This is a genomic window from Enterococcus sp. S22(2020) (genome assembly GCF_020295385.1).
Taxonomy (GTDB): Bacteria; Bacillota; Bacilli; order Lactobacillales; family Enterococcaceae; genus Enterococcus_L; species Enterococcus_L dunnyi.
In genome coordinates this window covers 1-22,831 of sequence record NZ_JACFUD010000005.1, presented here as the reverse complement: position 1 = coordinate 22,831, position 22,831 = coordinate 1, and the positions used below count along the sequence as shown (strand labels likewise).

General features: G+C 38.2%; 20 protein-coding genes. 2 read left to right on the top strand and 18 right to left on the bottom strand.

Going from position 1 to position 22,831, the window contains the following annotated elements; translation table 11 throughout:
- Positions 1–82 precede the first annotated feature (82 nt).
- The 14 genes from priA to gmk all read right to left on the bottom strand — a co-directional run bounded on the left by priA (position 83) and on the right by gmk (position 15,136).
- Entirely contained in the window at positions 83–2,515 is a 2,433-nt protein-coding gene (priA, locus tag H3T55_RS11190; protein ID WP_225534533.1) for a primosomal protein N', read from the bottom strand.
- A gap of 251 nt (positions 2,516–2,766) precedes the next feature.
- On the bottom strand, positions 2,767–3,885 hold the full coding sequence (locus H3T55_RS11185; protein WP_225534532.1) for a hypothetical protein: 1,119 nt from the start codon (positions 3,883–3,885) through the stop codon (positions 2,767–2,769).
- Positions 3,878–4,396, bottom strand: a complete 519-nt coding sequence (locus tag H3T55_RS11180) for an RNA polymerase sigma factor (protein ID WP_225534531.1) — start codon at positions 4,394–4,396, stop codon at positions 3,878–3,880. The genes H3T55_RS11185 and H3T55_RS11180 overlap by 8 nt, the downstream gene beginning before the upstream one ends.
- Before the next feature lie 191 nt (positions 4,397–4,587).
- Complete coding sequence (locus H3T55_RS11175) at positions 4,588–5,280, bottom strand: winged helix-turn-helix domain-containing protein (protein ID WP_225534530.1); 693 nt, start codon at positions 5,278–5,280, stop codon at positions 4,588–4,590.
- 43 nt (positions 5,281–5,323) lie between these two features.
- The gene (lepB, locus tag H3T55_RS11170) at positions 5,324–5,917 is read right to left on the bottom strand and encodes a signal peptidase I (RefSeq protein WP_225534529.1); all 594 of its coding nucleotides are present in this window, start codon (positions 5,915–5,917) and stop codon (positions 5,324–5,326) included.
- A gap of 26 nt (positions 5,918–5,943) precedes the next feature.
- Entirely contained in the window at positions 5,944–6,609 is a 666-nt protein-coding gene (locus H3T55_RS11165) for a hypothetical protein (protein ID WP_225534528.1), read from the bottom strand.
- Between the two features lie 44 nt (positions 6,610–6,653).
- Positions 6,654–7,730: a DUF916 and DUF3324 domain-containing protein gene (locus tag H3T55_RS11160; RefSeq protein ID WP_225534527.1), complete on the bottom strand. Its 1,077-nt coding sequence runs from the start codon at positions 7,728–7,730 to the stop codon at positions 6,654–6,656.
- A 143-nt stretch (positions 7,731–7,873) separates the two neighbouring features.
- The gene (locus H3T55_RS11155; RefSeq protein ID WP_263864687.1) at positions 7,874–8,647 is read right to left on the bottom strand and encodes a WxL domain-containing protein; all 774 of its coding nucleotides are present in this window, start codon (positions 8,645–8,647) and stop codon (positions 7,874–7,876) included.
- A gap of 27 nt (positions 8,648–8,674) precedes the next feature.
- A complete protein-coding gene (locus H3T55_RS11150; protein WP_225550175.1) occupies positions 8,675–9,490 on the bottom strand; it encodes a WxL domain-containing protein in 816 nt (271 codons plus the stop codon).
- Positions 9,468–9,797, bottom strand: a complete 330-nt coding sequence (locus H3T55_RS11145; RefSeq protein ID WP_225534525.1) for an LPXTG cell wall anchor domain-containing protein — start codon at positions 9,795–9,797, stop codon at positions 9,468–9,470. Before H3T55_RS11145 ends, H3T55_RS11150 begins: the two co-directional genes overlap by 23 nt.
- 16 nt (positions 9,798–9,813) lie before the next feature.
- Positions 9,814–12,273 (bottom strand): lectin-like domain-containing protein, encoded by a 2,460-nt coding sequence (locus H3T55_RS16730; protein ID WP_225534524.1) that lies wholly within the window; start codon positions 12,271–12,273, stop codon positions 9,814–9,816.
- A 319-nt stretch (positions 12,274–12,592) separates the two neighbouring features.
- Positions 12,593–13,693, bottom strand: a complete 1,101-nt coding sequence (locus H3T55_RS11135) for a tyrosine-type recombinase/integrase (protein WP_225534523.1) — start codon at positions 13,691–13,693, stop codon at positions 12,593–12,595.
- A 518-nt stretch (positions 13,694–14,211) separates the two neighbouring features.
- Positions 14,212–14,517: a DNA-directed RNA polymerase subunit omega gene (gene rpoZ / locus H3T55_RS11130; protein ID WP_176372880.1), complete on the bottom strand. Its 306-nt coding sequence runs from the start codon at positions 14,515–14,517 to the stop codon at positions 14,212–14,214.
- A 4-nt stretch (positions 14,518–14,521) separates the two neighbouring features.
- The gene (gmk, locus tag H3T55_RS11125; protein WP_087641801.1) at positions 14,522–15,136 is read right to left on the bottom strand and encodes a guanylate kinase; all 615 of its coding nucleotides are present in this window, start codon (positions 15,134–15,136) and stop codon (positions 14,522–14,524) included.
- 358 nt (positions 15,137–15,494) lie between these two features.
- Between gmk and H3T55_RS11120 the strand changes: the two genes are divergently transcribed.
- Positions 15,495–16,940, top strand: coding sequence for a DUF1958 domain-containing protein (locus H3T55_RS11120; protein WP_225534522.1), 1,446 nt, complete (start codon positions 15,495–15,497; stop codon positions 16,938–16,940).
- 149 nt (positions 16,941–17,089) lie between these two features.
- Here H3T55_RS11120 and H3T55_RS11115 read toward each other — a convergent pair whose 3' ends face one another.
- The 4 genes from H3T55_RS11115 to H3T55_RS11100 are packed head-to-tail and all read right to left on the bottom strand — an operon-like array spanning position 17,090 to position 20,251.
- On the bottom strand, positions 17,090–17,377 hold the full coding sequence (locus H3T55_RS11115) for a hypothetical protein (protein ID WP_225534521.1): 288 nt from the start codon (positions 17,375–17,377) through the stop codon (positions 17,090–17,092).
- A gap of 57 nt (positions 17,378–17,434) precedes the next feature.
- A complete protein-coding gene (locus tag H3T55_RS11110; protein WP_225534520.1) occupies positions 17,435–18,319 on the bottom strand; it encodes a YicC/YloC family endoribonuclease in 885 nt (294 codons plus the stop codon).
- A 16-nt stretch (positions 18,320–18,335) separates the two neighbouring features.
- On the bottom strand, positions 18,336–18,554 hold the full coding sequence (locus H3T55_RS11105; RefSeq protein ID WP_087641797.1) for a YdbC family protein: 219 nt from the start codon (positions 18,552–18,554) through the stop codon (positions 18,336–18,338).
- The gene (locus H3T55_RS11100) at positions 18,554–20,251 is read right to left on the bottom strand and encodes a patatin-like phospholipase family protein (protein ID WP_225534519.1); all 1,698 of its coding nucleotides are present in this window, start codon (positions 20,249–20,251) and stop codon (positions 18,554–18,556) included. The genes H3T55_RS11105 and H3T55_RS11100 overlap by 1 nt, the downstream gene beginning before the upstream one ends.
- A 502-nt stretch (positions 20,252–20,753) precedes the next feature.
- Here H3T55_RS11100 and H3T55_RS11095 point away from each other — a divergent pair.
- Positions 20,754–22,184 carry a DUF1958 domain-containing protein gene (locus tag H3T55_RS11095; protein ID WP_225534518.1) on the top strand — a complete coding sequence of 477 codons (1,431 nt, stop codon included), beginning with the start codon at positions 20,754–20,756 and terminating at the stop codon, positions 22,182–22,184.
- The last annotated feature ends 647 nt before the right edge of the window (positions 22,185–22,831 follow it).

Here is a 22,831-nt window from a genome sequence, read left to right as displayed (position 1 = left end):
TCCTTTCTATTTGACTGACTTCATTTTTGTACTCAGTCTTTTTCTTTTGATTAACAGTTAGCTTTTGAAGCCCTAGACAACATCAGATAAAATTCATCGGTTCTGCATCAATCGATAGTTTCAGTCCGTGTGCTGTAGCCTTTTGAGTATCTGTCAGTATTTTCTTTAACATATTCTGTAAATTAGGCTCATGCTTATATTTGATGATCACTTGATAGAAGTAACGATTATTGACACGCATGATTGCATTCGGCGTTGGCCCCAATAAGATACTCTGGTCAGATAATCCTGCCTTTAATTCCTTGACGATTTCAAACATCTGCTTTGCTGCTTGGTTTTCCTCTGGATGGCTGGCAGTGATTTGGACGGTAAAATAAAAGGGTGGATAGTCGCCGCGATGACGAACATACATTTCTTTTTGATAAAAGTCTTCATAATCTTGTGCTTTAGCCAACTGAATTGCATAATGTTCTGGATTAAAAGACTGAATGATCACTTCACCTGGTTTTTCAGCTCGGCCTGCTCGACCACTGACTTGAGTCAATAGCTGAAACGTTCGCTCACTGGAACGAAAGTCGGGAAGATTCAATGCGGTATCAGCATTCAATACACCGACCAACGTAACATTCGGAAAATCCAGTCCTTTAGCGATCATTTGAGTTCCTAATAAGATGTCTGCTTCATGGTTGCCAAATGCTGTTAAAATTTTCTCATGAGCGCCTTTACGTCGAGTTGTATCGACATCCATTCGTAAAATTCGACTTTCCGGAAATAACTGCTTCAATTCTTCTTCTACCTTTTGCGTCCCAGTTCCATAGTAACGAATCTTATCTCCGTCACAATTTGGACAGCGGTGTGGAATCCGTTCTTCATGACCACAATAATGGCACTTCATTGTTTTCGTATCCATGTGCAAAGTCAATGAAATATCACAATTTGGACAAGGTAAAACATACCCGCAATCACGGCACATCACAAAAGAAGAATACCCTCGGCGATTCAACAATAGAACACTTTGTTCCTTTTTAGCCATACGATCCCGTAGCTTTTCTTGAAGCGCTAATGAAAAGGAAGAGGTGTTTTTCCTTTGTACTTCTTCTCTCATATCTACGACTTCAATCGTCGGCAGGGATGCGGTCTGGTTTGCTCTCTTCGTTAGGACCAAACGTTCATAGACATTTTTTTGTGCCCGTGCTCGAGACTCTAAGGACGGTGTCGCACTCCCCAAAACCACTGGACAATGATGATACTCTCCACGCCAAATTGCTAAATCACGCGCATGATATCGCGGCGTTTCTTCCTGCTTATAACTAGCTTCATGTTCTTCATCAATAATAATGACACCAACATTTTCTAATGGTGAAAAAATAGCTGAACGTACACCTACTACTACTTGCGCTTCACCGCGTTCGATCTTACGCCATTCATCATATTTTTCCCCTTGAGATAACGCACTGTGCATCACTGCCACTTGATCACCAAAGCGGCTCTTGAAGCGTTGGACCATCTGTGGCGTCAACGAAATTTCCGGTACAAGCATCATTGCCGTTTTTCCTTGATACAAAGCTTCTGCAATGATTTGTAGATAGACTTCTGTTTTACCACTTCCAGTAATTCCTTCTAACAAGTAGGTCTTACTTGTTCCCTGATTCATCGAACCCAATACTTGATCAACTGCGATCTGTTGTTCTTCATTCAATGATAATGCCATTGTTTGTTCAAAGGTATGATCTGCAAATGGATCACGATAAGCTTCGGTTTCAACGAAAATCAACCAACCTCGGTTTGCTCCATCATTTAACACAGCTGTACTAAAACCCAATTCTTTCATTTCTTTGACGGTCGTTAGCTGTTCTGTGCCCAACTGCTGTAAATAATTGATCAGCTGTTCTTTTTTTTGTGAACCTTTTCTAAGCGCCATTCGCGCTTCTTCCAGTTGTTCAAAGCTCTTGATCGCTCGGATCTGCCGAATCGTTTTGACTTTGTTTCTAGTATTGACTTCATAACGAATATCGACTTTCTGCTGCTTTCTAAGCTGCATCAGCTGAGGCAAAATATTGCGTGCTTGTGCATCTTCCCAAGCGATTTCATCTAATCCGTAGAATAGTTCATCCTGCATTGCTTCTTCTAATTCGTCAGTCAAATATATGTATTTTCGGTAATCTGCTCTCATCACACTAGGTAGCATCGTTTGCAGGCAGGTGATTTTAAAAGCGAATGTTTTTTCCTTCATATAGTCTGCTAAGGCTAATAACTCTGTATTTAGTACGGGTTTCAAATCTAATACAGAAAGGATTTCCTTCCATTGAAATGTTTGCTTTGCTATTTCAGCTTCAGAAACGGTTCTGATTTCTAGAACAAACCCTTGCAAATGGCGATTTCCATTGCCAAAAGGAACTGCCACCCGCATTCCTACCGAAAGTTGTTCTTCTAAGTCTAAAGGAATCAAATAAGTAAACGGTTGATCCGTCTGCATCGTTGGAACATCAACAATGACCTGCGCCGTTTTTCTCATGTCCATTCCTCCTTTTATTCTTGTCAGTTGATTCTCTGTTTTCGCTTTTCTTTGCTTATTGTACTAAAGAATCCTTGATTTGTCTTGCTCCTCTGATTTCTATTGCAAAAAATTAACAGATAATAACGGAACATGTGTATACATAATCATATAAAGAGGGTATCTGAGTAGTCCTGAACATCGCAACTGGTCGATACATCACTTAAATCAAAAAAGTTCTGAATCATAATGGTTCAGAACTTTTTATTTCTCTATTTAGGCGGTCCCACTTCATTTTGAAGATCAAAACGACCAATTTCTTCCAGTGCTTCGCCGGTAAAATCATCTACTTTATTTAACTGAATTGTGTAGACCGATGTTGTATCCAGGGCACTGAAATCAAAGGAAATACTTATCTCACCTTTTTCAAGATCTATTACGGTTCCAAGTGATTGGTTCTCGCTTTCAATGCCATCCTTGTACAACGTAACGCCAGGAAAACTCCCCTCACTCATTGGAGCAACAAATTTCACAGATGTTTGCAGCGCATCGTTTTTCACTCTTATATCCGTGATATTATCAACATTTGTAATGTTGGTTTTAGCTGTTTGCGTCAATGGCTTATAGTCAATAGTGAACACCCAATCACCTTCATATGCCAAAGCTGGAGCTATGCTAAATGACTGCATATTTTCTGGGTCAGCGGTAGCTTCAAGAAATGCTTGATCCAGTTCTTCCGCATCCGTCCACCATAATTTATAAATATGAAGAGACAGTTTAGCATTATCTGAAATATCTTCTCTATCAAGTGTTACAACAACTGAACCGTAAAAAGTATCTCCCTCCACACGAAAAGTAGAACTATACATTCCACCACCGCGTATGTCTTCTGTATTTCCTTCAGTAAAAAGACCGATATCGATATCTTGGGCATTTACAGACATTTTTTTGAATTTTCGATCGGGAGAACTTTGTTTTTGCAGTAATTCTTTTAATTTCTCATCGTCCAATTCAAATTGATAATCAAAAGCAAATTTCTTCTTCGTCGAGACAAATTTTGTCAGCTTGATTTCTCTGCCGTTAGAAACGCTTGTTAGATCCAGTTGTGTCGGAATCTGATTGCTCTCTACTATTTCAACGCCAGAATCTTTGCTGATTCCAAAGACTTGCTCGATTGCTGCACCAACAGGCGTTTTCGTTATGATGAACAACAACGCGAGCGCTGCAAGTGCGATTGAAATGACGATTTTATACGTATAGCTTATTTTGATTTTTTTATCTTGTTTTATTTTATTATTTAAAATAGCTGTTCGGCTATGTGTCAGTTTTTCCATAACTTCTTTTGGAATTTCTTTCTCGTTTTTAAGTGTATCGATTATTTTTTTATCCATTGTTTTCCTCCTCCAATAGATTTTTTAATTTCACTCTGCCACGCATCAGTCTTGTTTTCACTGTGTTCGTTGACATTTTTAATTGTTCTGAGATTTCTTTGATGCTAAAACCTGCGTAATAGTATAAAACAAGCGGGATTCTATAGATCTCTGATAATGCATTCAATTCTTGGGTTAAATCAGGTATTTCACAATCGACTATTCCGTTTTGTACATGCTTTTCTTCGAATTCGATTCCTTTGACTCTCTTTTTCAGAATATCTTTCGCACTGTTGACCATGATTCGAAAGATCCACGTGTTAAATGCAGCTTCGTTTTTTAAATTTGTAATTTTCTGCCAAGCACGAATTTCAGTTTCCTGTAAACAATCAGCAACATCTTCATCATTTAACAACAGCTTATAAGCGGCATTATATAAAACAACTTGGTACATCTCGCAAAGCTGTACAAAGGCGTGCGCATCACCTTTCTTTGCTTTTTTGACCAGCTTGATTTGCAAATCTTTTTCCATTTTTCTCCTCCCTTACACCTATTAGACGGCAACTTTGTCCTAAAGGTTTCAAAATAGTTTACTTTTCTTCATTATTTTTGATCAGTTCTTCTAAGCTTCTAAACTTTACAATAGAATAGAAAAATTTCATCCTTTCTGGAAAATAAAAAAGTTTGAACACATTCCTTTCGGTATGTTCAAACTTTTTTTATTCAATCAAACGTCAAAATGTAGCCTTTTGAACGGACTGTTCGGATCGGCTTGGACGTTCCTATCTCAGCTTCGAATTTCTTTCGTATATGAAAAATCAAATTACTGATGCGATATAGCTTCCGGTGTTCACTTTCCGGATCTCCCCAGATCGCATTATAAATTTCTTCATAGGTAACTGTTTCACCCATATTCTGTACTAAAAGATCCATCGCTTTATATTCAAGGTTCGTTAATTGAACTTCTTCATTATCATTGACGATGACACTTCTATTTTTAATATTTAAAACAAGCCCATCATTACTCGTTTCAGCTGATTCTTTTTCTCTTATTTTTTGCGGATGATTTTTTTTGCGCCGTAAAGCATTGGACACGATCAAGGTCCATTCTTCTAAACTTATATTTTCTGTCATCACACCGTCCGCGCCAAGTCTTAAATACACCATTCGATTCATTTCATTTTGCGTCTTTGACCAAATCCAGATCAATGAGTCTGTTTCTTTGTTTAACTGCAGTAATCGAGCGCAAGTTGCTCCAACTTGTTCCAGCGTGTTTTCTAGCAAAATGAGCAGATCAAAAATAGTCTCTTTATCCAAAACTGCTTGATGCAGTTCCCAATCATTCGGCAGTTGCGCCTGTAGCTGCGCCCATTCTGCCGCATCGCCTTCAAAGTTTACCACACCAATACGATACATACTTTCTCCTCCCATAGAAAAAATTCACATTTACTTGATACCTTTATCGGTAGCTTCTGATTTGATAAAACGGCCACCAGCGCAATTCAACTGTTCCTATGATCTTCTTTTTATCAACAACTCCATAATAGCGGCTATCTGTTGCATATCCACGATTATCACCGAGAACAAGATAGTGACCATCCGGAATGGTCCCATCATCCGTTTTGAGAATATCAGTTGAATCAAAATCTTTTGTGATCACTTCATCAGCTAATTTTGCTTGAGCCAATGACTTTTGTAAAAAACGTTCTACTACTAGCCGATCATTTATATACAGATCATCATTGGTGTAACGCACCTGTTCTCCCGGCAAGCCAATGATTCGCCGAATGGCTGTGCCATTTCCATCCGGCTGCTTAAAATAAATCAAGGAAAAACGCCGCAGTTTACCTAAACGATTGACATAAACACGATCTCCATCCCTTAGACTGCTCATCATTCCATACCCAATATTTTCAGGCAAGGAAAATACAAATCGTGAAAGCAATAGTCCGATCAAAATGACGATCAAAAAAGTGATCGCTACTTCTCTTCCAAGTTCTTTGTGCTTCTGACGTTTACGATTTTTCTTATGAATTATTCTTTTTCTATTCATTTCAGCCACAGCCATTTCTTAAAACACTATTTCTTTTGCTCAAGTGCCGATTCGTTGACATTAAAATAAACAAAAATCTTTTTTTGAGTCGCTTGAACTTTTTTGATATCTGCTACATAGTCATCATAAATTGTTTTTTCTTGTAAGCTTTCAGCAGATTGATTATTCAAATTCAATCCCAACTCTTTCATTTGAGAATAATAGCGATTTAACAGCTTTTGTCCTTCTAAAGTAAGTCGGGGATCTGCGTAACGAACACCAAAGCCGGATAATTTAGCAGCCAGTTCCCGCAAATTTTTACTTGTCTTTTCTTTATTCGTCGTTTCTTTTACTGCTGCCAGCTGCTGCTCTGTTTTATTTAATAAAAAATACCCTTCTACAATCCCATCAGAATCTCGATCACTTAAATTTGTTGCTTGGTGATAACGGGAAAATACGGTCCCTCCCGCTAAAAGCCCTCCTAGCATGAAAAGGATCAGACCTGACCGAAGTCGTTTTTTCCGTCTTTTGCGTAATTTAAAAATCTTCTTTTTAAGAAACTTCCTTTTTTTCTTGCTTTTAGGTCTACGTTGTTCTAACTGCTTGATTTTTTTTCGTATAAAGAAACTAGAGACAAAAAAGGCACTAGCGAAAATCATACAGAGGATAGCTGTCGAAAGTATCCCAATAAATAGCCCATCCAGTATCGTCATGTTTCTATCCTCCAATATTCAACAAAATCAAAGAACTGTTTGGGTCATTCTGCTCTTTTTTTTCTTGGTTTCATTCCTTTGCGCCTTTTCTTCGCTCTTTTTTTCTTCCGATTTAAGAAATGCACCACAAAGAAGATCCCCAAAACCATGCTTAATGCACCAGCTACCAAAATTAAGATCAACGGCCAGTTCACACGACTTTCCTGCAGTAAACTCACATCTTCTTGGTTGAACTTATCTGCTTCTTCATCTGTGATCGTAAATTCTTGCTCCCATTCCCATCTACCATCCTTGTCTGTTGTGACCAATACATGTGCTCGATAATCACCAGCTACCATTTTTTCACCATTCATCAAGACAGGAAAATTGATTTGAGAATTCGGAGCCATCCGCATTTTATTTTGTTTGGTGTCATATAAGACTTCATCTGAACCTTTTGCCATAATTTGAACATCAACTGTCATGTTATCGATATACGCCGGCTGAGTGTTGGAGTAATTGATGAATACAGCATTGCGGTAGTTCTGCTGTTCTGCAAAAACTTTATTTAATTGTAGCGATGGTTTTATTGCTATGTCTGTTTCCGTTAAGATCATTCCAACCAAATAACCATACTCATTTTTGATCATCGCTTCTTGATCCTCTGTTTGTCCCTTTTGGATCATATAAATACCACCAGAAATCACACCATCAAATTGAGTTGCCGGCATTTTGATCGTCAGTGGATAATCCACACTTTGCTTTGCTGGAATCTTGATCGTTGTATCTCCTTTGACTAAATCAGCAAAATCATATTTCAGTGATTTGTCCTTTTCCAATTTCGACGGTCCGTATTCGATGACTCCATTTGTATTTGTTTTGGCACTATTCAATGAAACATTTACAGTGATCTCTTTATCAGAGCTATTATTCATTTTGATTATGACTGTTTGTTCCTGATCGGGTGTCATCCGTATATCGAAATAACCGACTTCTTTATTATGTTGGTTTTCTGGCTGAATTACTTTGTAAGTGAAGCTGCTGCCGTCATCGTCTGATGCCTGAGCAATAATAGATAAAAAGCCACTATTGATCCCTATGTATAGAATAACGATCAGCCACATTGAAAAAAAATTTTTCATTACTACTGCCCTTTCCTCTCAAAGAGAATCAGGGTTCGGACAGAAGTAATCAACTTCCGTCCACCCTTTTTTAGGCATCTAAGGACAAAACATAAGTGTATTTGTATTCGTCGCCTTATTCTCTTCTTAAAATTTGACTCGATTTATCTTGCGTCTGCGATCGTCCAAGTGATCGTTGAAGAATAACCACTATTTGTTGATAACTTGTTCCCTGCTGAAGGAACCCATAATTTTACAGAGTCTCCTGCAGTATTATCAGCTACATCACCGAATTGAAGAATAAATTGACCAAATCCTTTATCTGCTGCATCTTGTGTGACAAAGGTCGTCGGTGTTGTACCATCTGTTTCAACCGTTTGAGTTGCTGGAACTCCTGCAGCATTTACTTGATTTTGATCTGCACCATTGACTAATTTGATATTATTGAATTTTAATTGAGCAGATTTCAATTCGTTTTTATCCGTATTCGTAAAGGTCGTCGCTTTAGCAGTCAATGTGTGTTTATTTGGTTGATTGTCTGCACGTGTATCTTTAAATTGAACGAAGTTAGGACTAGCTATTTTCACGCCGTCTTTGTATTCTACTTCAGCAGCAGCGGCTGTATATTCCCAACCATTTCCTGTCGCTGGTGTTACTTTATTATTTCCGAAGTTTAAATCTGTCACTGCGATCACTTTTAATGGCCCTTTAGCAGGATTTACTGGTGGGGTAACGATTGGATTTTCAGGATCGACTGGTTTCGTTGGGTCTGTTGGATCGACTGGTTTATCCTCTCCATCATCTTCGCTGAAGTTGATCGTTCCTTTACCGCTCCATTCCAATGGATTCTCAGCAGCAGACACTCCTGTTGGGAATGCTGCAGCTGCTCCAAATGCTGCGACTAAAGCTGCAGCGCATAATTTGTGTGTGAATTTCATGTGTGTTTCCTCCTAGAATTGTTTGATTTATGGTAGCTCGGATAAAATCCAAGTTAACACCGTTTGATAGTTGCCAGGCTCTTTTGCTCCTTTTGCAGGAATGAATAAAGAGACGGCTTGATTCTCGTAAATTGGTTGATTATTAAATGCTGGATCCAGTATTGGATTATTTTTTTCATCCAGTTTAGGTCTCAGTGTATCTGCTCGATTTTTATCGTTCGACACAGATGCGCCGAAAATGATCGACCACGTTCCTTCACCCTTTTGCGGTTTCGCTTCAGCCAAATTGTATGTTTCTCCAATATTTAACAGGCGGATGACTTCTTTAGAAACAGTCGGCGCTGTTGCTGGATCATTCAGTGAATTCGACCAAGATTGGTCAAACGACAAGACTGCACCTTTCAGCTTTTGATTTTTCGCTGATCGATTCTGAAATTGTGTCTCCTGTTTGATCTGCAGTGCCCAACCTGTACTCTTGTCTCTAAAATCCGATACTTGAATGAAATTTCCGCGTGCACCTGTATCATCTTTAAAAAGTTGTGCATGACCATAGTATGTTTGATCGGTATCACTAATTTCCGCTTCTCCAAAATTTATTTGCGGAACAAAGTCAAAACGCAGTTGGCGATCCGTACTGGGACTATCACCAGGATCAGCGGGATTTCCGGGATTTTCTGGATCCATCACTTGTTTAGGATGTTTCCCAGTGAATTGAACTGTCGCATCACCAGAATAGGAGGTTGCCGTTGCCGCAGTATCTAACGGCTTCAACAACAGGCTGACTATCGATAAAGCCAACAATAAACCTGCTTTTTTCATGCTAGTCCCCTCTCCTTTCGGCATTCCCTTTTAAGAAAAGCAACGACAGCGTGACAATCAAGACGATTCCTCCGCTAACGAGTAAACTGATCGTTACTAAATCCCCTGTTTGCGGCAGGCGACCTACTGGTTTTTCTTTCGATGTCAGCGGTTCATTTGATGAATCACTCGTTTGGCTTGACGTTGTTTTAGCCTTACGCAGAACAACACCAGCATTCGTTTGTACTTGTCCACCCTCCTCAACAGCCCAAGCTTCATTGATCGTTCCAAAAGATAGGGCAAGAAAAATGATGGGGAGTAGGACGAACTGAATCTTATTTATTTGCTTCATCACAATCTCTCCTCCATCAATATGCTTCTTCGATCTGCCAAGTAAGAGTCGTTTCATAGTTACCAGTTTGTTTGATAGAGCCTATCGGTGCGTTAAAGCGTAATCCTTGTTTATTCGGTCCCCAGGTCTCTCCGCTGATATCATATTTTCCAGAAGCTTGATGCTTGGAACGAAAGACTTCCTGAGCCTCTGTAGAGATCACCTTTTCTGCGTCCGCCGTTTGGTAACTCAACGCATTCGGAAGTCGTTGTTGCTCATTTCCTGTAAGACTAAAATCCTGCGATTGTTTTAAGGTTATTTTCCATGTACCTAACGTTGAGCGGTTGTCCCAGATCACTAAGTGTTGATCGTAGATTGGATCCGTAAATTTTTTATTTTGCCCACTTACTTTTTGATCGCCAAAATCGATCGTATTCGGTGCTGACTCGATAAATAACGTTCCTTTAAAGGTATATTTCCGTGACACTCCTTCTGGTAAAATCAATAGATTCTTCTCATCAGATGGCGCTGTATCTTTGACATAATTTAATGCTTTTACAGCATTCAGTTTTTCCAAAAGTTCCTGATTTTTTGTTAAATCGATTTGTTCTGATACATTTGCTTCAAATGAAAAATCTTCGATGATCGGTTGGTCATTTTCGTCAACAAAGCTGATTTTAACGGTGGCAAAGCTTTGTATCACCGTAACATTCAATGGCTTTTCTACTTTCTCTACACCCGTACCGTAAAATGCGGTGATTGGATATACTCCTGGACCTGCTAATGTGGGCGGTTTGGGCAACGTGCCCAGTGAAAGCGTCAATTGAGTGCTGTCTAATTCATTTGCTTCTACACCATTGTATTGCCAAAGCTTGAGTGCTCCTCTTTGATGAATAAGCGTCTCTAGATCTTGTTGTGTTTTCGGATACTCTTTCGCAGTTACACTGAGATCTTTTCCTTGAATAATATACTTATTGCTTTTGACCGTGGTTTGGTCTTCGATAAAAATCGGGATCGTTATATCACGAGCGTTTCCCTTTTCGTCTGTAAGCGTCAAGATAAAACTGCTGGGACCAACAGCGCTAACTATCTTTTCAATATCCTGTCCTGTTTTTAAACGAATATCGATATTTTCCTTAGAGCTATAATCATCCTGATAATCCCAAAAGAACGGATCATACTCTTTCGCTTCAGTAATTGTTTGTGTATCTCCACGTTCAATAAACGTTAGCTTTCCTAGACCAATCGGCGCTTCAGCATCATAGGTTATCTCGTAGGAAGCTACTTTATCAGAAATAAAATTTTTCGCTTTTGTTTGAGAAGCAACCACTAATTTTTGATCTGTTGTAACATTGGTATCCTTTATTTTAAACTGAATATCCACAGTCGCATCCGTCTCAGACAAGTCCTTAGAAAGTGGAATTTGGAGCTCATTATTTAGATAGATTGGCGTAACAGGTACACCATTTAACAGAAATGTTCCTTGTTGATATAATTGATTTGGTGCTAATGTAAATTTATATACTGGCTGAAACATATTCTGTTTCCCACCTGCATATCTTCCTGTGTAATGAACAGTGACCTCTGAATCTTGTGTAATCGATTGAATCTCTTGTCCAGCGTTATTTTCAAATGTCATATTTTCATTATATTGGACTAATCCTGGGACTGATTTAAAAGCAATAACCGCTTTCTCATAGCTACCACCAGTAGAACCGGTAAACCCCCAGTAAACATTATCTGCACCAAAAATATCCTTAGAAATAGCCACTGTAACAGGATCCATATCCCCAAATGTATAGGTTAGATACCCAACGTCAGTCGAATTCCATTTTGTCCACTTGATATTTAGTAGTCGCCATTTTGCATCTCCAAGCTTAAATGTTGGATATTGCAGCCCTAAATGTTTAATAATTGGAAAGCTGCCATTTCGGTCATAAGAGCTAGTCTGATCTGGAAAAGCATAGGCTATATGACCTTTGCCCGCATTTGAAAGAACATCGGAGTCATAATAATCACCTGATATTGCGATTCCTCCGTTATAATAGGTATCAAACTCTATAGCAAAACTCTTTTTGATTTGTTTTCCATCTAATGCACTACTCGTTGGATTGATTGCTCCTGCATAAACAGCAAGACCGCCTCCTGTCTGACCAGTGAAATTGGCTATTACATTTGGGTCATTATGCATGACAAACGCCATTCCATCTGCATTACCATCAAGATAGACATACATCTCTGATTCAAAATCTTTTGATAGCTCCATTTTATTGGCTTCTGTTGAAAAGATGCTGCCGATTTGCCGAGCCTTCTTATCTGTAATCACTACATTATTTCCTTCAACATAGCTATTCGCGCCTTTTGGTGTGACAAAAATCTGATCTAGAGGTATACTTTGAGGCGCATCAACATAGCCTAAAGCTTCTGCTTTTAATGGCACACATAAAATTCCTGCAACTATAGCCACAAAGACAGCTTTTTTGATTTTCTCTAACACTTTTCATTTTCACCTCCTTTCTATAAAAGGTGGTTCCAATTTTGTACATAACAAATAAACCTCCTTTAATCAGAATAATTGACTTCAATAAGTGTCTTTGATTAAATAAATAAAAGATTCTTATTTTTAAATCAAACGAGAAATGTAGTGAACCATTCTTGATCTGCAGGCATTCATTGATCAATTTGACGACGATTTTGACGGCGTAGAAAAATATACCCCAATATACTATGTGAGTTGCTCCATTACATTCAGGCTTTTAAATAACGTTTGTTATTTAAAAGCCTGAATAAATCTATTTTGACAAAAAACACCCAATCTAAAGCACTGCTAATTTATCGATTGCTGCTCGTTGTTCTTCAAAAAAGGAATTGGTATACGTATCCAAGGTTAGTTTTATTGATGAATGACCTAATAAAGAACTGATCGCTGCAATGTTTACCCCCAATTCGACACACCGAGTCGCAAATGTATGGCGTAACGCATGGAAGGGTACATTTAATAAGCCTATTCTTTTTTTTATTTGTTCAAACCTATAACTAACCGTTCTTGGTTCAACAGAACCTTGACTGCTTGTTACAACAAATTCAGAAGTAGATCGTTCTTTACATTTCAATAATGCTGTTTTAACTTTGAGCGATAGCGGGATCAATCGATCGGCGTTCATTGTTTTTGGTACTGTCTCGATGATTTTTGTACGCATTTCTGATGATTTCGGCATAGCAATCCGCTGTTTCGTCCGTTGAACGTGAATCACCGACTCTTCAAAATCGATATCTGACCATTTTAATGCACAGATTTCACCGATCCTCATCCCTGTTTCTAATGCCAATAAAACTGGTAATCCTTTTTCTGACTTCATGCTTTCAGCCTCTACCGCTTTTTGCTGTTTACGTGTCAAAGCATGAACTGTTTTCTTTTGGCTTTTAGGCAGTATTGTCCGTTCACAAGGGTTTAAGTAGATATAGCCGCGTTCTTTGGCAGCTTCCAAGCAACTTTTTAAAATTCGAAAAACAATCTGAATGGAACTTGCAGATAGTGAGCTAGAGAGCTGATTTACTAATTTATCCATATCGAACGGTGTCACTTTTTCTAGTGGACGATGTCCTAACATGGGGAAAATATGTATTTGAAGATTATTGCTATAGCTAGCATATGTGCTCTCTTTTAATCTAGGCGTCATGATATCATTTAGCCAAATATTCGCCCAATCACCGAGGGTTCCGCGAAATTTTTTAGAAGAACCTAAATAAAACACAGTTGTCTGCGCTTTTTTCTCAATCAACTGTTCTTTAACTAAGCGGTAGGAACGTGCGTAAATATAGCCATAATGAATCGAGCCGTCTTCTTTACGCCCTTTAGGATAGCGGCCTTCCCAACGTCCATCTTTCCTTTTATAAATATTCTCACCTTTAGCCATAATGATCATGCCCTTTCATAAAATAGTGACGGCGGATTTGACGGCGGGAAAAAATACTCGCTCCAGAACTGAAAAACCGCCCGTTTTATCATTTTTTTAATAAAAATCGTAAAAAAATGATAAAATAATTGATTACTTTCTCTCTTTAAGCTATTGATTTATTTTTAACAAAGCCATACAATGTACTTAGCTTTTGATTATTTATTCTCAAATAAAAATGTTTCTCGTTTGATTTAAAAATAAGAAATATTTTATTTTTTTACAAAAAAATTTAACTCATTATTCTTATCTAACGAATATGCTATGAATTCTCTTTTTTAAATCTAAAAGCAAACCCACAACAAAGATTATATAACAAAAAATAATAAATAAAATATCGTTCCCTGTCGTTTCATGTCAACTTACAAAAATGATAGATGCAGATATGCTTAAAAATAAAAAAACGAAGAATGAAAATCATAAAAAGATTTTCATTCTTCGTTTTTTAATCTTGAAACTTATTTTTAAGTTTAGGTATATTAAAGACTTTTCTCTTCGCGAATGCGGTTTTCAAGTTCCTTTTGTTCTTGCTCATGTCTCATTTTTTGTTCTTCTTTTGCTAGACGCATTCTTTCACGCTTCTCTTCTGGTCTAGGATCATTGATCACTGTTGCTGCATCGATTTCTTCAAGTGCTTGTCCAACGCTTTTCACTGATTCAAAGCTTTCCAGTGTTGGCTGTGCTCCTTCGTCTAATTCGTGCGCACGTTTACTCGCTAAGATCACTAGTGAGTATTTTGATGGTACTTCTTTCAATAATGAGTCAATAGATGGTTTTAACATCATGAGGCTACATCTCCTTCAACATTTTAATATATTTGCCAATTACTCGATCAACACGAAAATGTTCACTCGCAATAATTTCTTTGATTCGTTTTACAGCTTTGGGTACTTCGTCATTTACAACTGCATAATCATATAATGCCATCATTTCGATTTCTTCACGAGCAACACGCATGCGCTCTTCGATCACATCATGAGCATCTGTCCCACGTCCGACGATTCGTGATTTTAGTTCTGCTAAATCTGGCGGCGTTAGAAAAATAAAGACACCATCCGGCACTTTCTCTTTGACCTGCTCAGCTCCTTGAACCTCGATTTCTAAAAAGACATCTTTTCCTTCATCCAGCGTTTGATTGACGTAAGATAGCGGTGTCCCGTAGTAATTCCCTACATATTGGGCATACTCCAGCATCTCACCTGCTTCGATCATCGCTTCAAATTCCTCTTTCGTTCGGAAATAGTAGTCGACGCCTTCCACTTCTCCTTCCCGCATTTGACGGGTCGTCATAGAAACTGAATACTGAAAATCATTCTCTTCACTATCAAAAATTGCTTTACGTACGGTGCCCTTCCCCACTCCAGAAGGTCCTGATAGTACAATTAATAATCCACGCTCTGACATGATGACTTCCTTTCATTAAAAACTATACAAACTCTGTTCATATAGCTAGACAATTTAGCATTATACTAGCAAATGCCAGCAATTAATAAAGTATTAGTTCTATAATGCACTTTTTTCTTATAATTTTCAAGACTTTATGATTAAGGTTTGCTAAGAAAAAGATATTTTTCCTCATATAGACAATTTCTCTGTACCAGATAAAAAAACATAGATTGATTAAAAATTTTTAAATGACTTTCTAAATTCTCAAAAAAAGTATGCATGGACCCCATTTTTCTAGTAAAATGAATATAATATGCATTGAAACAACAGAATAACCCACCTTTATTATATAACAAAATAAGAAAGGAATTACACCATGCTTACGCCCAAAAAACAATTACCTCTAATCATTTTTTTCTCATTGCTTCTTTGCTTTTTGATTGGAACTTTCCAGCAAACAGTGGAAGCTGTCACTAACGAAACAGATTTTACAGAAAATCCTAAATATCCTATCAAGGACGGCTATCGGCCAAAAGCCTCGATCGTTATCGACGCCGGCTCTGGACAAATCTTATGGGAAGATCAGCCTGATTTATCTTGGAGTCCGGCAAGTATCGCGAAAGTCATGACCATGTACTTAGCATTTGAAGCAATGGAAAAAGGTAAATTCTCACTAGATACCACTGTCACAGCTACAGAAAAATATGTAAATATTTCTCATCTTTACGCTTTGAGCAACAATAAAATTTCTTTAGGCGTTGAATATCCTGTTCGAGATTTGCTGACCATGATCGCTGTTCCTTCTTCAAATGTCGCAACATTGATGCTGGCAAATCTAGTAGCTGATGGTGATGAAACAAGCTTCATTCATCGAATGAATGAAAAGGCAACTGAGTTAGGTATGGAGAATACGACTTATTTTAACTGTAGCGGCGCACAAATCAGTGCTTTTGACGGATATTACCAAGCAACTGGAATCGATCCTGATGGCGATAACAAATCAACTGCACGTGATTTGGCTATTTTAGCTTATCATCTAATCAAAAAGTATCCCGATGCACTGCAGTTCACAAGCAAACCTGTAGTCACAACGATGGAAAATACACCCTACGAAGAAACGTTTGAGACCTATAATTATTCTTTACCAGGTGCTAAATATGGCTATGAAGGAGTCGACGGGCTGAAGACTGGTTCAAGTCCAACTGGCGGCTTCAACTATATTGCTACCGCAAAAAAAGGAGAGATTCGTCTCATTGAAGTTATTTTAGGAGTTGGTGATTGGTCGGATCAAGAAGGAGAATATGAACGTCACATTGCTGGAAATGCCATTTTAGATAATACCTTTTCTGCTTACGAGTATAAAAAATTGCTGAACAAAGGTGCGAATACAGTCAATCAAAAAGAGATCACTTTGGAGCAGGACTTTTACGGTTTCGTAAAAAAAGGGACCGAACCTCACTTCATCACAGAAAATGGTGCCTTGAGCCTTGCAAGCGAATTGGGACAAGTTTCTCCAAAACTACCCGTTCAAACTGTCAGCTACCAAGAAAAACAAACAGCCGTTCAAGAAAAGACTAAGAAACAGCAGAAACAAAAGAAAACCTCCCTCTTTCCGTTTGAGAAAGATAAAATCAACTATTGGATCAGCGGCAGTATGACCTTTTTAGGGGTGCTATTCTTTGTGTTTTCCCGCTTATGTAGAAAACGTGTTTCAGGATCACGGCGGGGTAGTCGTACAGTCGGTACGTTTATGACTCGTTCATTCGTCATTTTCGGCTTTCTCTTTATCATTGGCGCTGTCAGCGTTTGGTTCTTTTTATAGACTGGAAAATCCAGAGAAAAAGTGGATCGGGCTCTTCTTATGTTGCCGTATGTCCTTTTGACTATTTTATCTCTTGGGATCATTAGAAAAAGCACTTCGAATCTAGTTACTAGATTCGGAGTGCTTTTCTTATAGGATTTTTTTATGCCTTAAAAGCCCATATTTGACAACGTGTTCACAACACCCATGATCTCGTCATGGCGTTTGATTTGTTTGTCTACAGGTCCTTCAACTTCCTCTACATCGATCCGAACAACAAAACGACGATTCAATGATACGAAAGTATCTTCATTGATTCGAATATTCAGTATCTCATCTGTAAACGACTCACAAGCATCCTGCCAGACATCAAACGTGTCTTTTTCTGATATAATTTCTCTTTTTACAACAGACTTCCCACTTAATTCATGGAAAGTAACATCATAGTAATTAGACATACACTTTCACCTCTTCTTCATTATACTGCTAATTGGCTTGATCACCAAAAATTTATCTTATTCGATGTTTTGAATTTGTTCACGAATTTTCTCTAGGATCGTCTTCATCTGAACCACAATGTTCTTGATCTCGATGGGGCTTGATTTCGAACCGATCGTATTGACTTCACGGTTCATTTCCTGGATCAGAAAATCTAGCTCTCGACCAACAGGCTCTTCCTGCAATAATAGTGTCTGCATTTTGTCGATATGGATCATTAAGCGATCCAGCTCCTCATGGATATCCCCTTTTTCAAGAAGAATCGCCAGTTCAGTCAATAGACGGTTTTCATCGACTTGAGCACCTAGCCAATCATTTAAGCGGGCTTCAAACTTTTCTCGATAGTCTTTTTCGTAGACATCGACAAATCCAGTCAATTCTTTGACTAACTTGATAAATTCCTGCCCATAACCAGTCAGTACTTGCTGAATTTGTTGTCCTTCCTGCAGTCGACTAGCATCGACCTTCTCTACTGCTTGTTTCACGATCTCTAAGACAAGTGTGCCGAACGCTTCGTCAGCCTCCTGTTTTTCTGTCACTTCAACATAATCAGGATTGTTTAGTAGCTGCTCAATACTTCTACCAGGTTCAAAAATCGCTTTTGGGTATGCAGCAGATAACTCCTGTTCAATTTCACCTAACAGCTGATGAATCAGTTTCCAATGAACTTGTACCTCTTGATTACTACTACCTGTTTGTTTGATAGTGATATATGCTTCTACTCTACCGCGCTGTAATGTTTGCTTCATTAATTGACGAATCGCCATTTCATGCGGATTGAGTTCTTTAGGCATCCGCAATTGGATATCTAAAAAGCGTTGATTGACACTCTTGATCTCTACATCGATTTGATAGCGATCATTTAAGAATGTTTCTTTTCCGAATCCAGTCATACTTTTCATTGACAGGGTGTCCTTCCTACATAGATTTTATTGCATTAGATAGGGCTTCAAACTCCTCGTTGGTCAAGGTGATACCTTTTCCCATCTTCTCATGACCCGCAGACCAATCTCTTAAATCAAATTTTGGCGGGCGTCCATTCCAGCTGACCAAATTTAACTCTTTACGCCAACCTTTTTGATTTTCAGATAGTACGGCGATTTCTTCTACGATTTCATATGAAAATTCTTGTGCCATTATTTACCACTCCTTGTTTGAATAAATTCGATCATCAATAATTGTAATACTTGAACAGGCAGTTTATCCACTAAAGTTGCTAACCATTGTGCTTTTTCCTGTTCATTTGATGCAAGTAAACTGGTCAGTGCGGCTAATTGCTGCTTCTCAGATAATAAAAAATAATCATCATAATACTTTTTCAGCCATTCTTGTACTGAAATCATACCGATCGTCTCAACTAAATCAGTCTTCATTTCTTTTTTCTGCTGTAAAATTCCGATCATTTCTTCGATCGTATAAAGCTTGGCCGCAGAGATCCCCTGATTTTTTGCTAACAACTCCACTAATACTAACCCAATATTTTCAGTGAACACCCTGTCTTTATAAACTTTACGCATTTTCTTACAGATCTTATTTTTTTGTTCAACTGACAGCCATAATTTCAGCTGATAGGTCTCTTTGATATACGTAAAAAACTGTTGCTGAAACTGTATTAGGCTATCGAATGTCTCATCAAAAGTATACCAATGACCTTTATACTTTTCCCCGATTATTTTCATCGTTTCCAAATAGCCCAGCTTAATATTCTGAACAGAGCGTGCACCATCAAATAAAAGCACTGCCCCCATTGACCAAGGTGTCTGTAAAGTCAGACAGGTGATTTCATCTCGAATTTTTACAGGCTTCGTGATACCTGGCCCCTTGATGTCAACAATGATACATTCTGTTGCCCCATGTTCGATAGCAACATCCACTGGAATATTGTTGCGGTACCCCCCATCAACATAGTATTTATCTGCTATTTCGGCCGCGGCCATGGCTGGGAAAAAGGAGGCTGATGCTAAAAGCCAGTTTTGCCATTTGGATTGTTGCTTCCCGTTAAACCGGATCACTTTTTCCTGAAAGTTCGGCAGTTCTGTGGTCACTAAATAAAAATCAGTACTCACCTGCTGCATTTTTTCCGCAGAAAAAGTATCCCGGATCAATTCTTGTAAGGGTTTTGTAGACACACCTTTTGTTTGAATCGCATTTATCGTGAAGGCTCCTACCTGACTAAGCACACCACCAAATGTATCATTAGTGGTTTTATTGACGGGAAAAGCTAAAATCTTTTTAGTATCAATTTCTTCCCACATCTTTTTAGCCGCTTCAAAATCCCCTTGTAGGATCAACGCTCCATTTAATGCTCCGACAGAGGTTCCAGTAATAAGTTCGATCGGTATCTCTAATTCTTTCACCGCTTGCCAAACACCGATCTGATATGCCCCTCTGGCACCGCCGCCACCTAACACTAAGCTTGTATGATAGTCCAGCACCTTACTAAAACGATTCTCCTCTATCTCTTTATACCCATGTATTAAAAAGAGCTCTTTTAAATGAAGTGTAAGATGATGTGGAAAATGAAAGCTGACTGATCCCTGAAACGTCCGTTTAAATAAGTGCTCGATCACTGTGAAAATAGACGACCACCCTGTTTTTACCGTTTCCTGAAGCAGCAGTAAATTGGTCACCCGCTCTGATTCAGTCATTATAAATAGATAGGGAACTTTCCCGGCATAAGCAACATAAGCATGTCCAGTATTCTTACGCACACTTCTAGTAAATACTTCTCTTGCTGAAGAATGTGTCTCAAATAAAGGGAACAATTGGCGACTTTCAGCTACCTGAGCAGCAAAGTTACGCCATTCAGATGCAACCATCGTTTCAATTCTCATCAACAGCACCTCCATCTCTTTAAAGTATACCAAACTTAACTGGAAATTACTTTTTTCGAGGAATCCTTCGTTAAAGTACCTATAGCAAAAAAAGAGAGGAGGAGCTTAGTTTCCTGCAATCATTACTTTTTATTAAAAATCGCCCAAAAACGTATCTCTTTCATTCATTTTCACGTAAAATGAAAATAGTTACTTTTATAATATTTTACATATTGTTGGTAAGAAAGAGAGTTTTGTGGGCATAATAAAGAGTGATTTCGCACGTAAATCAGTGATGTTTTATATTGAAAAAAATAGAGTCGATTGTCTACACGATTATGTTGTCCTTTTTCTAAAAAAAAATTTATTTTCGGACAACAAGAAGTAAAATCTGTTACAATACATTTTTGAACACATATAATTTAGAAAAAAGAAAATTCAGGCTCCAATTAGAATGACATTTAAAAATATTCGGTCGCTTTTAGCTGAACCGGATGAATAACAAAGGATGTTTATATTTATTATGAAGAAAAAAACAATTTTATTAAGGATAAGCACTCTGCTTTTAGTCTTTGGTTATGCTGCAAGTATTTTTGCTGCTGTAGATGCTTATGCGCAAGAAGATATATTGACGATCACCCAAAATGCTGGCTACGAAACAAGCGATTATTATAAGCCTAAAGCTTCCATTGTGATCGAAGCTCATACGGGACAGGTTTTATGGGAAGATAACCCTGATCTTGCTTGGAACCCTGCCAGTATCGCTAAATTGATGTCTGCTTATCTTGTTTTTGAAGCAATCGCACAAGGAAAATTCACTTTAGATACGACGGTCAAAGCAACAGACAGTGATCAGGCGATTTCACAAATCTATGAGTTGAGCAATAATAATATTGTCTCTGGCGTCGATTATCCTGTTCGCGATTTACTTTATGCTGTAATGGTACAATCCTCAAATGTTGCCACGGTGATGCTCGCAAACCTGGTCACAGCAAATGACGAAGCAAAATTCATCCATATGATGAACGATAAAGCAAAAGAGCTAGGTATGACTAAATCGACGTTTTATAACTGTAGCGGTGCTGACACAGCTTCATTCAATGGCTATTACAATCCCGCTGGCATCGATCAAAATGCAGACAATGTTTCAACTGCACGTGATTTGGCGATTTTAAGCTATCACTTGTTGAAGGAATATCCGGAAACAGTGACATATACAAGCCCCACCCAAATCACGATCATGGAAAACACACCTTACGCTGAAGTGCTGGAAAATCATAACTACTCTTTACCAGGACTTGCTTACGGTTACGAAGGCGCAGATGGCTTAAAAACTGGATCAAGCCCAACTGGCGGCTTCAACTATGCAGCAACTGCTGTCCGCGGTGAAACACGTCTGATCGAAGTGGTCCTCGGTGTCGGTGACTGGGAAGATCAAAACGGCGAACTACAACGTCATGCCTTTGGTAATGCCATTTTTGACCGTGCTTTTTCAACTTATGAATATAAGCAGCTGCTAGCTCAAGGAGAGCAAACCATCGATCAGGAGGACATTATCTTGACACAAGACCTCTATGGTGTGATCCAAAAAGAAACACAGCCGAATTTTACCTTGTCTGCCAATCAAGTGACTTTTGATAATGGGCTTAGCCAAGTATCTTCTACAATTGCTGCCCCAAGTGTTGAATTCCAGTATGCTAAAAAATTAAAAGCTTTACAACATTCAACATTTTTAAAAAATGCGAACCAAAAGAATGGACTATCGACTTTCTTCGTAAATGGTTTGTTGATTATTTTAGGCTTACTATTCATGGCTTTATCAAAATTATTTAAAAAGGAACCTGCCGCAGGAAGTGCTAAAAAATTCAATCCTTTATTGATTTTAGGCGTTCTTTTAGCTCTTGCGGGAGTTTGTCTAAGTATCTATACATTGGTTGTTGGACCTTGGCTTTGATTGATAGAAAATACAAAAAACGCAGTTGCTATAAAAAGCAACTGCGTTTTGCATTTTTAAAATCAGACAATAATCTTAAATCCACTATCACTAAAAGTTATTAATTTCAACTCTTAGTTATCTCCTCATTTTGATTGAGCTATTCTTATCAAAGAGACCTTATTTTGCTCTCAATTTGTTCTATCTAGAAATGTTATTTACAAAATTTTTTTATTCTCATCATTCCAGAAAAATGATACATCTTTCATGTCAATCTCTTTTACTGTAACATTTTTACAAACTATTTCCATTGTTATAATTGACAGGTCAATCACACATTTTATGAATTCGGCATTTTCAGAATTGATAACTTTTTCTATCCCACCTAATGGAAGTAGCGGAACAAATCCATAGTCTGTTGAATTTGAAAACAGCTTTGTTTCTGTACTGCCAAGTCGGAGAACAAAAGGTCTATACTCTCCTTCTAATCTCTACATCCCGCCATTACTCTTTTACTTTAGCGTTGTTTTGGGTGGGCGGTTCTGATACAATGTTAGTAATTTCTTGGCTCGACTGTTGCCGATAAGGTGAAGCGACTACATAGGATTATTTCGGAGGATAAAACATGAATTCAACAGTTACTTTCTATATTACTCGACATGGTGAAA